The sequence below is a fragment of the Vibrio sp. Scap24 genome (assembly GCF_013394185.1).
GTDB lineage: Bacteria > Pseudomonadota > Gammaproteobacteria > Enterobacterales > Vibrionaceae > Vibrio > Vibrio pomeroyi.
This window is the reverse complement of the sequence record NZ_CP041332.1, coordinates 2,022,621-2,036,865: the sequence shown is the minus strand read 5'-3', so window position 1 is coordinate 2,036,865 and position 14,245 is coordinate 2,022,621. Positions and strand designations below refer to the sequence as shown.

11 protein-coding genes are annotated in these 14,245 nt (G+C 42.8%); all 11 read right to left on the bottom strand.

The features are described from left to right. Positions 1 to 28: 28 nt before the first annotated feature. Positions 29 to 1,078 carry a pseudaminic acid synthase gene (pseI, locus tag FLM53_RS08995; protein ID WP_176680759.1) on the bottom strand — a complete coding sequence of 350 codons (1,050 nt, stop codon included), beginning with the start codon at positions 1,076 to 1,078 and terminating at the stop codon, positions 29 to 31. After that, positions 1,071 to 1,628 carry a UDP-4-amino-4,6-dideoxy-N-acetyl-beta-L-altrosamine N-acetyltransferase gene (gene pseH / locus FLM53_RS08990; protein ID WP_176680728.1) on the bottom strand — a complete coding sequence of 186 codons (558 nt, stop codon included), beginning with the start codon at positions 1,626 to 1,628 and terminating at the stop codon, positions 1,071 to 1,073. Before pseH ends, pseI begins: the two co-directional genes overlap by 8 nt. Then, on the bottom strand, positions 1,609 to 2,679 hold the full coding sequence (gene pseG, locus FLM53_RS08985) for a UDP-2,4-diacetamido-2,4,6-trideoxy-beta-L-altropyranose hydrolase (protein ID WP_176680727.1): 1,071 nt from the start codon (positions 2,677 to 2,679) through the stop codon (positions 1,609 to 1,611). Before pseG ends, pseH begins: the two co-directional genes overlap by 20 nt. Positions 2,680 to 2,682: 3 nt before the next feature. After that, positions 2,683 to 3,372: a pseudaminic acid cytidylyltransferase gene (pseF, locus tag FLM53_RS08980; RefSeq protein WP_176680726.1), complete on the bottom strand. Its 690-nt coding sequence runs from the start codon at positions 3,370 to 3,372 to the stop codon at positions 2,683 to 2,685. Beyond that, the gene (pseC, locus tag FLM53_RS08975; RefSeq protein WP_176680725.1) at positions 3,372 to 4,547 is read right to left on the bottom strand and encodes a UDP-4-amino-4,6-dideoxy-N-acetyl-beta-L-altrosamine transaminase; all 1,176 of its coding nucleotides are present in this window, start codon (positions 4,545 to 4,547) and stop codon (positions 3,372 to 3,374) included. The genes pseF and pseC overlap by 1 nt, the downstream gene beginning before the upstream one ends. Then, a complete protein-coding gene (gene pseB, locus FLM53_RS08970) occupies positions 4,544 to 5,557 on the bottom strand; it encodes a UDP-N-acetylglucosamine 4,6-dehydratase (inverting) (protein WP_176680758.1) in 1,014 nt (337 codons plus the stop codon). The genes pseC and pseB overlap by 4 nt, the downstream gene beginning before the upstream one ends. 728 nt (positions 5,558 to 6,285) lie before the next feature. Then, a complete protein-coding gene (locus FLM53_RS08965) occupies positions 6,286 to 8,457 on the bottom strand; it encodes a polysaccharide biosynthesis tyrosine autokinase (RefSeq protein WP_176680757.1) in 2,172 nt (723 codons plus the stop codon). A gap of 147 nt (positions 8,458 to 8,604) precedes the next feature. Then, positions 8,605 to 9,045, bottom strand: coding sequence for a low molecular weight protein-tyrosine-phosphatase (locus FLM53_RS08960; RefSeq protein WP_176680756.1), 441 nt, complete (start codon positions 9,043 to 9,045; stop codon positions 8,605 to 8,607). 134 nt (positions 9,046 to 9,179) lie between these two features. Beyond that, a complete protein-coding gene (locus tag FLM53_RS08955) occupies positions 9,180 to 10,313 on the bottom strand; it encodes a polysaccharide export protein (protein ID WP_176680755.1) in 1,134 nt (377 codons plus the stop codon). Between the two features lie 798 nt (positions 10,314 to 11,111). Beyond that, positions 11,112 to 13,379 carry a YjbH domain-containing protein gene (locus tag FLM53_RS08950; RefSeq protein WP_176680754.1) on the bottom strand — a complete coding sequence of 756 codons (2,268 nt, stop codon included), beginning with the start codon at positions 13,377 to 13,379 and terminating at the stop codon, positions 11,112 to 11,114. Beyond that, positions 13,379 to 14,239 carry a capsule biosynthesis GfcC family protein gene (locus tag FLM53_RS08945; RefSeq protein WP_176680753.1) on the bottom strand — a complete coding sequence of 287 codons (861 nt, stop codon included), beginning with the start codon at positions 14,237 to 14,239 and terminating at the stop codon, positions 13,379 to 13,381. Before FLM53_RS08945 ends, FLM53_RS08950 begins: the two co-directional genes overlap by 1 nt. Between the last annotated feature and the right edge of the window lie 6 nt (positions 14,240 to 14,245).

The window sequence follows — 14,245 nt, the reverse complement described above, 5'->3', positions numbered from 1 at the left end:
AGTACATCTAACCTATAACAATACACGTTCACAAGTAATGTTCCTCACGAAGTGGCGAACCACCTTCAACATTTGCACTAGCTACACTTCCAATAACACTATCATAATATTTTGGCGCTAACCCATAACCAGGTCTAATGCTTCGTACATGTTCTGGAGTAAATGTTTCACCAGCCTTAATGTCTTTTACTACATATAAAGAGCGACGAAACTTAACATTTCCCTTTTCAGCTTCTGTTCTTTCGTAGTTAACTTGTCCCATTGCTTGCCAAGCCGTTTTCGTGTCTTTACATAATGCCGCTAATTCATGAGGCTCAAGAGAAAAGCTATCATCGGCACCGCCACCATTTCGATCCATCGTGACATGCTTTTCTATCAAACACGCACCTAGAGTAACCGAAGCAACTGCGGTGGCATTGTCGATTGTATGATCAGAAAGGCCTGACAATACCTCAAATCGTTGTGCTATATCGGCAATAGTTTTTAAATTGTACTGTTCAGCCGGCGCTGGATACCCACTTACACAATGCAGTACAACTAGCTCAGTACATCCATTATCCCTCGCTGTTTTTACTGCTTCTTCAATCTCTTCCTCATTGGCCATACCCGTTGAAATGATCATCGGCTTACCGGTTTGAGCAACACGCTTGATCAAAGGTAAATCAACCACTTCGAAAGATGCTATTTTGTATGCAGGAGCGTCTAGCTCCTCTAATAAATCTACAGCGGTAAAATCAAATGGTGAACTAAATATCGTAATACCTAAATCTTTTGCTTTTTCAAACAAAGGTTTATGCCATTCCCAAGGCATATGCGCTTCTTTATACAACTCATACAGAGTTTGGCCATCCCATAAGCCGCCATGAATTTGAAACTCTTCCGAGTCACTATCCATTGTGATAGTTTCATGGGTATAGGTTTGAAGTTTAATCGCATCAGCACCTGCTTTTTTTGCTTCTTCCATAATCTGAAAAGCACGGTTTATATCGCCATTATGGTTAGCAGAAAGTTCAGCAATAATATATGGAGGACAATTAGGACCAATTTCTCGATTATCGATGTATATGTTTTTATTCATTCTCTTCGTATACTCTCAATTTATCTTTCATAAGGTTTCTAATACCTTTCCACTCATGTGAAAAGATACCCAAATGTACTACATCGTGATAGTCAGTCCCATTGAAGAAAGCATCTCGATGAGTACCTTCAACTTTAAAGCCAAATTTGGAATGTAACTTCACCACTGGTTGATTAAAGCCTAAAACCTCACAGCGTAATTTATGCAAATCTAATTCAGTAAATGCATGCTCTAGCGCTCGATATTCCATCAAAGATCCTGTACCTCTTACCGCATTGGGCGATGCATAGAATGCCCAAGAAGCGATTCTAGAAATTCGATTTATATCAGTAAATCCAACAACACCTGCCGGCTCTCCATTTAACTCCGCTAAAAAATATTCTTTTGAACTATCCTTGCACATACTAGAAAACCACGACTTGTGTTCATCCATAGTGATTTCATGAGAGGTGTACATGTTTTTCCTAACATCTGGAGAGTTTCTCCAAGTGAGAACTTCTTCTAAATCACTTTCTTCAAGTAGCCTAAATTTAATCACTCTTTGTTTCACGACAAAAGCTCTCCATTGTTTGAGCGACCTTATTCGCACCAAAGCCATCAACTTCAAAATCGCTAAAAGGTTTAATGTAATCCCACCTTTTACATAAACGCGCTAGCTCAAGTGCATAAGTATCGGTACTCGTCGTTATACCTTCACCTAAGTATTCAACAAACCCTAAATCTGACAAGTAATTTGAAAGTATGACTTGGTTCTCCGCTACGGAAACTATCGAGGCAGGAACTCTAAGACAAAACCGCTCCCAGTTACTGACTCCTGATGCGCCAATTGCATATTTGCTATTACTTAAAGATAAATCAAAACTCTCTAAATTTTTATATATAGAAACATTGCTATTTTGATTAAGCTTTATCAAAGCATCAAAACGAGGGTTGATTCTCCCCGTGATCAAAATAGTATTAAACGGGAGCGTCTTAAACTCATTTGCTGCAAGAATAAACTTCTCGCACTCATTTGTAGGATCTGTTCCACCAAAAAAGACTAAGAGTTGATTAGATATTGAATCTCGGGGCGAATCCCGCAATGTTGAAAAGCTCTTTCTTAAAAGAGCATATTCAGGACCAAGGAGTTTAGTAGCAGAACAATCCGAATATCTTTTTGAAATGTTCGGCCATAGGTTTTGGTCGAGAATAATATCACTACAGTGTTCACGGTTAAGGTCATCAATCGATAAAATAGCGCATGACAGCTTACCAATAATGATACTTTCCCATTCATGGTCCAACGCATAGTGATCCACAATCACCCACTCGGAATAATCAACTTTAGATAGAAAGTCATTTGCATCTTCTTCAACGCTACGTTGAAGCCAAGCTTTATAATCAGCGCTATGGGAGGGAGTCATTTGTAGGCAAGAGGGAGTCAGCTCTAATACGTCAAAGCCTCTATCACGGATATATGTAATCATGTCCCCAGGCTGAGGCAGGCAAGCAAAGCATACAGAAAAACCTTTGCTTTTTAATATATCAGCAAGCACCAAACAGCGCATGACGTGTCCACTACCGATAAATAGTGACGCATCCACTCGGAAGGTAACCTTCATTGTTTATCCTAACCTCAATGCTGAGAAAAGAGATTCAGCCAGTTCCCAGTCTTCTTGGTTATCAATATCTTGAACGCGTTTTCTCGGTAAGAGCACAGCCTTAGAGTGGCTAGAAAACACCGATAATTTATTCAAGAAAGCATCTTTACGACCCCAATAAAATTGGCCAGCATCGTGATACGCTTCTTCCAAGTCTTGTGATCTTACTTGTTCGTTTTCAGGAGAAAACATCGAAACAGAACCTTGCTCATCAAGCTTAATTGCACGCTGAATCGGAAACGGAAACGACGTAGCACTAAATGTAAATTGCACACTAGTACCCCTAAGTAGCTCATAGCCTTTCTGAAGATCTTCAGGTAAAACAAACGGGGCGGTAGCGTACAAACAACAAACATCACCAATATCCCAGCCATTAATATCGCACCAAGTTATTGCATGGTGCATTACATCCATGGTGGTAGCATAATCACCTGAGATATTTGAAGGCCGTAAAAATGGTACTTCAGCACCATATTTTTTCCCTACCTCAGCTATCTCAGCATCATCAGTAGAGACAATAACCTTATCAAAACAATCCGAAGCAAGTGCTGCTTCGATTGAGTAAGCGATCATAGGCTTGCCATGAAAGTGCTTTATATTTTTACGAGGAATACGCTTGCTGCCACCACGAGCAGGAATAATAGCAACGTTCATTATTTACCTGTCAAAGTTTCGGTTACTACACGAACAACGGTATTTTGTTGTTCTTCCGTCATACCGTGGAACATTGGCAGTGAGATTGCTTCCTGATAATAGCGTTCTGACTCAGGGAAATCCCCTTCAGTAAAGCCCATAGCTTGGTAATATGGCTGAGTATGAACAGGAATGTAATGCAAATTAACACCGATACCATTTTCACGCAGTGCATCAAAAACTTGTTTATGAGTTAATGATATCTCATCCAACTTCAAACGAATTACGAATAAATGTAGACCTGAGTACGTGTTTTCGAGTTGGTAAGGAAGTACTAAAGGTAATTCAGATAACATTTGATTATAACGCTTAGACAACACATGCCGCGCTGCAACAAATTCATCAAGACGCTGCATTTGCGTGACACCCAATGCCGCTTGAAGTTCTGTCATGCGGTAGTTGAAACCTAAATCAACCTGTTGGTAGTACCAACCACCATGAGAAGCTTCCGTCATCATTTCAGAGTCACGAGTGATGCCATGACTACGTAATAGAGCCATTTTATCAGCCAGTTCTTTCTGATTGGTTAACGCCGCCCCACCTTCCGCTGTTGTCACAATTTTCACTGGGTGAAAACTGAAAACAGTAATATCAGAATATTCACCGTTACCAACTGGTTTGTCCTGATATTTACCACCAATAGCATGAGACGCATCTTCAATGACTTTAAAGCCGTACTCTTTCGCTAATTTAGCAATAGATTCCATATCACAAGGCTGACCACACAAATGAACAGGAACAACAACTTTTGGTAGCTTTCCATTAGCTTTAGCTGCGATAAGCTTTTGCTCTAGCTTTTTAGGGCACATGTTATAAGTTGCTGAATCAATATCAACGAAGTCCACTTTGGCCCCGCAATAAAGACCACAGTTTGCAGATGCGACAAAAGTAACAGGCGTTGTCCACAACCAGTCACCTTCACCCAAACCTAAAGCCAAGCAAGCGATATGCAGAGCGGAGGTTGCACTATTCACTGCTAACGCATACTGAGCACCAGTATGTTCTGTTAACGCTTTTTCAAACGCAGGAACTTGTGGTCCCTGAGTTAGAAAATCAGATTTAAGGACATCAACCACACTATCAATGTCTTGCTGACTGATATCTTGCTTACCGTATGGAATCACTGTTCTACTCACACTGTAAATTTAGGATCAACATGCTCTTTGATTAGGCCACGTAGACCTTCAATCGTTTCCCACTCAGTATTGGTACCTGAGTTGTATTTAAAACCAAAAGGCACTTTCTCAGCCTTATGATGACTCATGTACTCATCTTCTGTGTATGTAAAAGAGACAGAAGGAAGGATCGCGTAATAACGACCTAAATCAATTGTATTAAGAGAATCAGTATCAGTAATCATTTCTTCATGAAGTTTTTCACCTGGGCGAATACCAACAACCTTGGTTGTCATGCCTGGCGCAACAGCTTCAGCAATATCTAGAATTTTGTATGAAGGGATCTTAGGAATAAAGATCTCACCACCCAAATGGTTTTCAAGTGCATACATGACCATATTCACACCATCTTGAAGAGAAATATTAAAACGCGTCATCTCTTCATGTGTAATTGGCAGTACACCTTCTTCTTTTTTCTGCATAAAGAATGGAATAACCGAACCACGAGAGCCCATAACATTACCGTAACGTACGACACTGAAACGAATGTCTTTAGATCCTTTAATATTGTTCGCAGCGGCAAAAAGCTTATCTGAAGCGAGTTTTGTAGCACCATATAAGTTAATTGGTGCACATGCTTTATCGGTCGAGAGAGCAACAACGTCTTTCACACCACACGCAAGAGCCGCACTAATCACATTCTCTGCGCCATCAATATTGGTGCGAATACATTCAGTCGGGTTGTACTCAGCAGTGTCTACTTGTTTGATCGCAGCTGCGTGGATAATAACATCAACATCTTCACACGCTTGAATCATACGGTTACGATCACGAACATCACCAATGAAGAAGCGCAGTTGAGGGAAGTCTTTTGCTGGATACTGTTGCTTAATCTCAAACTGCTTCAGTTCATCACGAGAATAAATGATGATTTTCTTTACGCTCTGGTAACGTTCTAGGATGGTCTTGATGAACTGCTTACCAAACGAACCGGTTCCGCCAGTGATTAATACGGTTTTATTATTTAACATACTACTTCCACTAAACTTAAACTCACTACTTGTGAGCATATAATAATTTTTAACATTATTACGCTAATTACCCTCAAACATTTTCACCGCCTGAGGCACTTTTCATTCAAAACGAGACAGCCCAATCCAACTATCCCATTGTAATTACTTGATTTAAAATATCTTACCAAACTAGCCCCAATAGGCCGCAAAACATTCTTTTTACGGCTCAAAGCCCTTTGGGGTTGCTAGTCATTCGCATTTAGGTACGCTACCGCCCTTAGGTTTGGCTCCCACAGGCAATAATCACAATTTGTTCGCTTTATGCGGTTTTCATACGGTTTTAATTTGCTGCGCATTCTAGCAAAGTAAGTGCATATTGACCAGTTTGAAATTTGCCCTATTTAGACAGGCTTCGCACAAAGCGTTTATCAAGTGAAACGAAGCTTTGGTTATTATTCACCATGCCTTCTGAGCTGTATTGGGCTACGATTGGAAACTGTTAGGAGAAATGCTCAGTGAAGCGTTTGGTTATCCGGTGTTAGCGGCGATTGGATTGTATTCAACGGGTGGGGTTATAAAAAGTAGATACGGGTGACGAGTAAACGGGACTCGAAGAGCTTAAAAGCAAATGCGAGTAGCGGGATACAAAGAGCGGCGCTTTTCGTATCTCGCCACTCGCATTCCGTATCTACTCTTCTCTCTTAAGCTCTTCGTTTACCCGATTACTCGTATCTAGTTACTGCTTTTTACTTTTTATCACTCGAATATGCGTAGTTATAGTAGCCGTAGCCATATGAGCTTGATGCTTTCTTCTCGATAGCGTTGAAGATAACGCCTTTCACTTCGATACCTGATTGTTCGAAACGGTTACGAGCAACATCGATCTCTTTAATGGTGTTTTGGCCGTAACGAGCCACCATTAGTGTGGTACCTGCGAAGGCGCCGACAATACTTGGGTCGGTTACCGCGAGTACTGGTGGGGTATCGACAATCACTAAATCATACTCTTTTGATGCCCACTCCATGAGCTTGGCAAAGCGCGGGTGCATCAGAAGCTCAGATGGGTTAGGTGGCACTTGGCCGCGCGTAAGAATATCTAGATTTTCTACTGGTGTGGTTTTAATGGACTGAGCGAACTCTTGCTTGCTGCTCAATACATCAGAAAGGCCGTTATCCCAATTCACACCAAAGCTTTGTTGGAGGTAACCTTTACGCATATCCGCATCAATCAACAGTACCTTTTGGCCTGTTTTTGCGGCTACTGCGGCAAAGTTGGTCGAGATAAAGGATTTACCAATGCCCGGTGCAGGGCCAGAGATCATCAAGACGTTGTTTTTCGCTTCTAACATTGCGAAATGCAAACTGGTTCGCAGGCCACGCAGTGCTTCAACTGAAAGATCCGCAGGGTTCGATTCTGCAAGCAGTGCTTGAACGCCTTTTGTTTGTACTTTCTTCGATTTAAAGCGGTTAGTCAGTTCAATTTGTAAATCAGATTTTGGTACGGCTGCGTAAACCGGCAGGCCGATTTGTTCAATTTGGTCTGGGCTTTCAACGCCACGGTGGAACGCCGCTTTCACTAATACAAACGCGACGCTTAGCATGCCGCCTAATAGTGTCGCTAACACAACAATCAGCGGCTTCTTCGGTTTAACGGCGCGAGCATAGGCTTGCGCGTCATCTAAGATGCGAACGTTACCGACGGTACCAGCTTTGATGATGCTTAGCTCTTGAACCTTGTTTAAAAGCTGAATGTAGATTTGTTGGTTTACTTCAACATCACGTGTCATACGTAGTACTTCACGTTGTGTTTTTGGTAGTTTTTGTACTTGCTTGTTTAGGCGCTCTTTCTCACTTAATAGCGTTTTACGTTTATCAAGCAGGGCTTTGTATGCAGGGTGATCTTTAGTGAAGCGTTGGCTGATTTCGCTCTCTTTGAACGTTAGTTCATTTAATTGCGCTTCAAGCTCAACCATTACCTTCAAGGTTGATTGTGCTTCTAAACCCAAATCTATCGATTCGTTCTTTTGACGGTAATTGTTTAGTGTGTCTTCATAGCCAGTTAACTCAGATTTAATACCAGGAAGGTGGCTCTCTAAGAACTGTAGGCTCTTCTCTGCTTCTGCTGAATTACGCTTCACGTTCTGTAAGAAGTAGATCTGGCTAATGTGGTTTAGGATTTCAGAAATCTGCTGTTTGTTCTCGCCTTCAAAGCTCAGCTTCAGAATGCCAGTTTGCTTACCTTGCTCAGAAAGAGACAAAGAAGACTTTAACCATTCGATAGCTTCTAGTCGGCTGCGTTGACCAATCGAGAATTCAAAACCGTTATGCGATTCAAAACCTGCTACAAACAAGCTGTAGTCATCAGAGGTTGCTAGTACACCCACTTTGCCTGTTAAGATAACGCGCTCATCGTCACGAACCAGTTGGTAGGTGCCTTGTTCGGCATCGACGATCTGAATAGTGTGCCCGTAATCGCTCGCATAGCTTGGCAAGGTAAAACGGCTCACCACAATGTGGTTAATGTCGCCGGTTAAGCGCGCGAACCCTTTACCTACAATTGGCGCATAGTTTGGAGAGGTTACGGTGGTTAAATTGAATTTATCAACGGTTTCGCCCAAGATCATACGCGATTTGATGATCTCCACTTCTGTCGTCGCAGAGGATTCCTGAGAGAACAATTCGCCCATATCACCGACCATCGATGAAATACCACCAGAGCTCTTCTCTTCAATTTGGATCAGAGCATCGGCTTTGTATATCGGCGTTGAAAGCAGAGCAAACGCAATACCAAACACAGCAAAAGCAAATGTGGTGAGCATGATTAGCCATTTAGCATCTAATAAGATGCCAAGCAGTTTCCCTAAATCTATCTCATCAGAATTATCTGTGTGTGATTGCTGAGATGGTTGTGTTGTCATCTGGTTGCTACTTCCTAAACTAGTATTTTGAAGAGAAGTTAAATACGGTTTATATGCTTCTCTTTTATATGATTCTATTAATAGCTATGCATCATAGCTTAACCAAGCGTATCTAAAGCTTAACTAGATAGCTTGGCTAAAGGTTAATTACAGCTTTTTTGCCCAAGCTTTTGCGGCTTCGTCAATCAGCTGATAAGCATGTTCAAATGCTTCGCGGCTTTGACGATACGGATCTGGAATGTCTTTTTGGCCAATCCACTGACCAAACAACATGGTTTTACCACGCGCTTCCGGTGATATTTGAGTGAGCGCCTCCATATGCCCCTTCTCCATCACCAAGATCAAATCATACTGAGCACAAAGCTGCGGTGTAACTTGCTGAGACTGATGATTTTCAACATCGACCCCGTTTTCAGCGGCAACTAGAATCGCCGTGTCGTCTGCTGGCTTACCAATTAAACGGCTTTTTTCAGCAGCGATGCCAGCAGAAGCCACCTCTTTATTAGGCAGCAAGTTTTGTAAAACTCGCTCTCCAGTCGGGGAACGACAAATGTTGCCCACGCATACGACTAAAATTTTATTAAACATAATTCACTTATAACGTTAGTCATTCACAATCTGAATGTATTTATAAACCGAACGTGTTTATAAACAGGATTTGATTTTAAATATAAAAAATCAGGCTACACACAACATGCAACCTGATTATCAATCTGCTCTTATTACCAATTACGAACGCGTAACATACCTTCGGTTAGGTCGTTGAAGCCCGAAATGGTTGGTACAAGCTGACCAATAACACGGTTCCAACGACTGATTGGCGCGGCGGTAACGTAAACAATATCATAAGGTTTTAAATCAAACTCGGTGCCAATGACTAGGGCTGAGGCGTCTTCCATATTCAGTTGGTAGATATCCGCCATACGTTCAGATTTATCATCAGAAGTTCGAATCACAAACACGCCCGTTGCATCTGCAGTCAGTTGGTTGATACCACCAACGTTGCTGAGCGCTTCGGTTAGGCTCATCCCCACTCTATCGATCTTGAGTAGTTGTGGGTCATTCACTTCGCCCATCACGAACACTTTTTGGTTGTCGTTACGAGGTACGTGAACAATATCGCCGGCTTGTAATAAGCGGTTTTGAGTTAGATCACCACGTTGCATTAAGCCGTAAAGAGAGAGATTTTCTTCTACACCATTGCGAGTTAATGACACATTACGCCAATCAGCATCTTCTGAAAGGCCGCCAGAACGGTTTACTGCATCCAGTAACGTTAATGGGATATTGGTGATGGCTTGCTGGCCAGGGTTTGACACCTCACCTGTAATATAAGTTTTCTTAGAGCGGAAAGCGGCGACGTTAACATCAACTTGAGGGCTTTCGATGTACTTAGCTAAGCGACCGGCAATATCAGCACGCACTTCACGAACGGTTTTTCCCGCCACTTCTACTGTACCAATGTACGGGTAGAAGATGGTGCCGTCTGCATGAACCCAGTTACCCGCTTCAGTACTACTACGGTAAGAGCCCGCCGGAATGGTCAGTTCAGGGTGATCCCAAATGGTGATGTTTAAGATGTCACCGACACCGACTTGATATTCATACTTTGCAATATCAACATCTAGCGTCGGGTTAGCTTGGGAAACCGATAAAGATTCGTTTCGGTAACTCGATACTGATTGCGCTGTCAGTGGGTAAAGGTTAACCACATCAGAGATATCAGATTCTTGCTGTTCCTCTGAAGGCTGAATCACATTCTTGTTGCCAGTAGAAAGGTGAGTTCCTGGAGTAGTACACCCTGCAAGCAATACAGGAAGGAGCGCTAAAAGGAGACGATTTTTATTAATCTTCATGTTAACCAAGTCATAGAAACGGAATTTGTTGTGATATCCCAAAGGACACCCAAAGAAGTTAGAACAAACAATTTTATCAGCTACGCAGTATTTAAGAGAGTTAAGGGAAGCCATTACCGTGACCTCGCTTCCATCTTAACATCAAAGATAGGAACGCTACCGCCCCTTGATATTCCGCGACATCACACTGCGTAGTTAATCTGCCCCTATCAATATGGAATTTGAATAGGCGTATTTTGTCTAAAACGTAGCAATAAAATGCGCTTGCATACGGTTAGTTTAATCCGTAAGCATTATCCACAAATTGTGGTTATTATCAACCTAGTTGAATGGTTTTAAATGTAGATAAGAGCAGATGCGAGATGCGGGTAAACGAGATGCGAAAAGCTAAAGAGCAGATGAGAGTAGCGAGATACGAGTAAACGAAGAGCAGGTAAAGCATGATGGGAGGCTTTTCGCTCCTCCCCTTTATCACAGCTGTTGTTTGGCAGAAAATACTAACATAAGGGGAGGCTGGGAGGGGTTGGTAACACTAACACATAGATAAACATCCCCCTCTAACTCCCCCCTTTGATGAACATCACCGCTCACAAACGAACGGCGTTCAAGGGGGAGAACCAAAAGCTATCCTCAATTATTCAAGACTGCTTTTTCCCTGATCTTCTCATCCCGCTTACTCGTCACCCAAATCTATCTTTTCTCGCTCTTCGATACACGATTACTCGCATCTCGTATCTCGTATCTGCTCTTCCCCGCTCTTCGTATTCCGCTTACTCTTTACCCGCATCTGCTTTTAAGCTACTTAACGCTACTTGGTCTTTGGAACCAAGGTGAGCGCGCATCGGTTTGATCGAACAAATTGTACTGCTTATTCAGTACTTGGCCGCCATCACGGGTGATCGGTAACCAGGTGAAACCTGCACGGCTTGAGCTTGGTTTTACGGTGACGAGATCAAACGGAATCGATACGTAGAAGCCTTTGGTGTAGCTGCCCTCACCGTATTCTTCGGTTGTCATGTCGGTTAGGCTGACAAACGCGCCGGCAATAACGCCACTCTTGAACTGCTTAGAGAAGTCGACACGAGTACCGATATCACCCGCAAGGAATTTACCCACTCCTACTTTAAGCAAGGTATCGCTCAAGAAGTCCCATTGTGGTGTGTAGTAACCCGTAATAAAACCAGTCGTACCTTTATCAATCACCTTGTATGTTCGGCTGCTGTCATCTGGGTTGACTTGGATCTCTTGATCAAACGTGCCGAACCAACTTTCTGGATCTCGTTGGCTTATTGCCGTCATATCTGCGCCAATCGCCCAGTTTTTGTTGAATGGACGATAAAGGATTTCGCCACCCACACCCGCGAACATGCTCTCTAGGTAACCACCGTAAGCTTGGGTGTAGACACCGCTGCCATAGTCTTCAAACCACGTCAGTTGTAAACGGTCTAAGCGAACCGGGTCATCAACATAAGAGCGGAACAAGGTTCTTACTCTTGGCGTTTGGTCGGTACCGTCTGATGGAATTTCGTAATTAAACTTGTCGTAGTTATCGACCAAGTTAACGTAAAGAGAACCCGACAGTTCGACATTGTTTAACGCCCAGAACGAAGCGTTGGTGTATAAACCTAAACTGTATAGGTAGAAGTTTTCAGCCGAGCCGAATGATTGAGCTAGATTTGGTGAAACCGACACATCGAATCGTTCGCGCCCATCATGATAAATAACGGATTTCTTGCGCTCTAATTCATGAGTGTTTGTTGCATCACTGGTTTGAGCATTGAGATAACTGTTGTTAGCCGCCGCTTTGAACACTTGAGCATCTACCGTTGTCTCGGTGAGTTCCAATGACTTATCGTTTTCAATGATTTTGTAGGTATCGATGTAACTCGGCACCGCGTTGGCAATCACTGTCGCACCGCGTTCAAGGGCGATATCTTTGTCTCGGTATTTAACCTGAGTGCCCTTTACCACAATACTGTTATCGTCTACCAAGATTTGCGCTTGTTCATAACCAGCGATCGTTTCGAGCTCTCCCGCAAGGGCAGCCATATCAATATCATCAACCGTCTCAACATCACTTGGGCGCAATTCTGCTGTTTCAGTATCTCGCCACACAGAATACATTTCATTGAAATTGGTAGAGAGATCAAAACCAAGAGTTAAAGTATCACCTCGTTCATAGCTCACTTTCGCTGAACCCCAATCAGTGAAACGGTACACCGCACCCACGTTCCATGGCGTGTGTTGTGTCATGTCGACACCACCACGCACTACTGGGAAGTCTTGAGAGTAATCATTGCCATCGTATTCAAGCTTCAAGGTTAACGGCTTATAAGGGGTTTGGTATTCAAAGCCACCATAAATCGCCGCATCGCCTTTAAACCAACGTTCAAAATCGACACTGCCGCCATTGCCTTTAAAATCAGACGGGCGTTCACAATACTTGTCACTGGCTTTACACAATGGATTAGTGAAGTTGCCACTGGTACCCATGTATCCCCAAGCCATGCCCAAGGTAAAATCAACAGGGCCAAAACGCTTGGTGGCCGCGACAAATTCGCCATCAAATAAACCGGTACCACCGAAGTCACGTACGCCTACCGACACTTCCGGTAAGTAGTACCCTTCTTCGATTAAGCGCAGTTTAAAGTCGATACCTTTATCTGTGTATTTGGTACAGCCACTGAATGAGTTCTGAGAGCAGTCTTGGTTCGCGCCTCCGCTATAAAGCAGATCTTGAACTTGCGTATAACGAATAGTAGTTTCAAGCCAAGGCATCACCTGTAGGCTGACGTTATAAAAGTAGTACTCATTGTTAAACGAAGCACTGAAGTTGAACTCACCTTCTGGTGCCATTCGGCCTGTTGGCATTTGCATTAGGCCAACACCACCAAAGTTCATTTGCGATGTTCTGTATTCTGTATCGTCGAATGATGATTTCTCCGCTCTGATCGAAGAGGAATCAATGGCTGTTTCTGCTCTCGTCGGCACGCTGTTAGCCATTAACAAGGCGCAGGTAACCGATGTGCACACTGCCGATAGAGGGAATGATTTCTGTTTCAGCATTACAAGCCAACCTTATGACGTAGCAAATCGACAATATCTTGGTTCAACGTTGAGTATTCCGATGGCAGAGAGTAGAACGCCATAAATACGATAGCACCTGGTGCTAAGTACACCGGCTGTTCGTTCCAGTAAGCGTATTGAATGGTTTGCACGACGCCATCTGGCTGGACAACATAAGCCACGCTTTTATCTGCTGATTCACCGACAAAACCGTTCGGTAATGCATCGAGATAATCATTCAACGTTCCATGCTCAATCAGATTCATTGTTACCGACTCTTTCATTACACCCATCAACTGAATTGACGTTGGTCGTTTTGGTAAGTACAGAGAAAAGGCTTGAGTTTGGCTGGTCGACGACTTGTTAGTATTAAAGCTTGAAACAAGTAACGGGTTCTTATCTGATTGTGAGATAACCGCATTACGGTCTAATTCAATAAAAACTCGATTAAGATATTGGAAAGAAGCTAATTGTTGCTTTACCAGTTTTGCTTCTGGTTCTTCTACCGCGAAAGCGTCAAGTTGGTTAAATACATTACGCTTTTTTGCTTCGATATCTTTGTTAGATTCGTTAGCTTCAGTATTGGTTTTATCAAACAGTTGAGCTGAAAGGGGGAAGTAACCAATACTGCCGCTAGCATTCGCGTCGTCTAATACCTGTAGCAGTCGAACATTAGCTTTATACTCAAGCGTGACACCCTGAAGAGGAAGTTCGATTGTTGTTTTAATCGAAGGCGTAACAACGTTAGATGCCGCAGAAGCGTAGCTCAAAGCAAACAAAGCGCTCATCATTAACAGAGCTCTCACTACTGGCAACCGACGCCCCGTCATTTTTGATGCGTGACTAATATAATTCATCATTTTAGT

Coding starts and splice junctions, on each gene's coding strand:
- pseI (WP_176680759.1), bottom strand. CDS start 1,078: ATGAATAAAAACATATACATCGATAATCGAGAAATTGGTCCTAATTGT.
- pseG (WP_176680727.1), bottom strand. CDS start 2,679: ATGAAGGTTACCTTCCGAGTGGATGCGTCACTATTTATCGGTAGTGGA.
- pseF (WP_176680726.1), bottom strand. CDS start 3,372: ATGAACGTTGCTATTATTCCTGCTCGTGGTGGCAGCAAGCGTATTCCT.
- pseB (WP_176680758.1), bottom strand. CDS start 5,557: ATGTTAAATAATAAAACCGTATTAATCACTGGCGGAACCGGTTCGTTT.
- FLM53_RS08965 (WP_176680757.1), bottom strand. CDS start 8,457: ATGACAACACAACCATCTCAGCAATCACACACAGATAATTCTGATGAG.
- FLM53_RS08960 (WP_176680756.1), bottom strand. CDS start 9,045: ATGTTTAATAAAATTTTAGTCGTATGCGTGGGCAACATTTGTCGTTCC.
- FLM53_RS08955 (WP_176680755.1), bottom strand. CDS start 10,313: ATGAAGATTAATAAAAATCGTCTCCTTTTAGCGCTCCTTCCTGTATTG.
- FLM53_RS08950 (WP_176680754.1), bottom strand. CDS start 13,379: ATGCTGAAACAGAAATCATTCCCTCTATCGGCAGTGTGCACATCGGTT.
- FLM53_RS08945 (WP_176680753.1), bottom strand. CDS start 14,239: ATGATGAATTATATTAGTCACGCATCAAAAATGACGGGGCGTCGGTTG.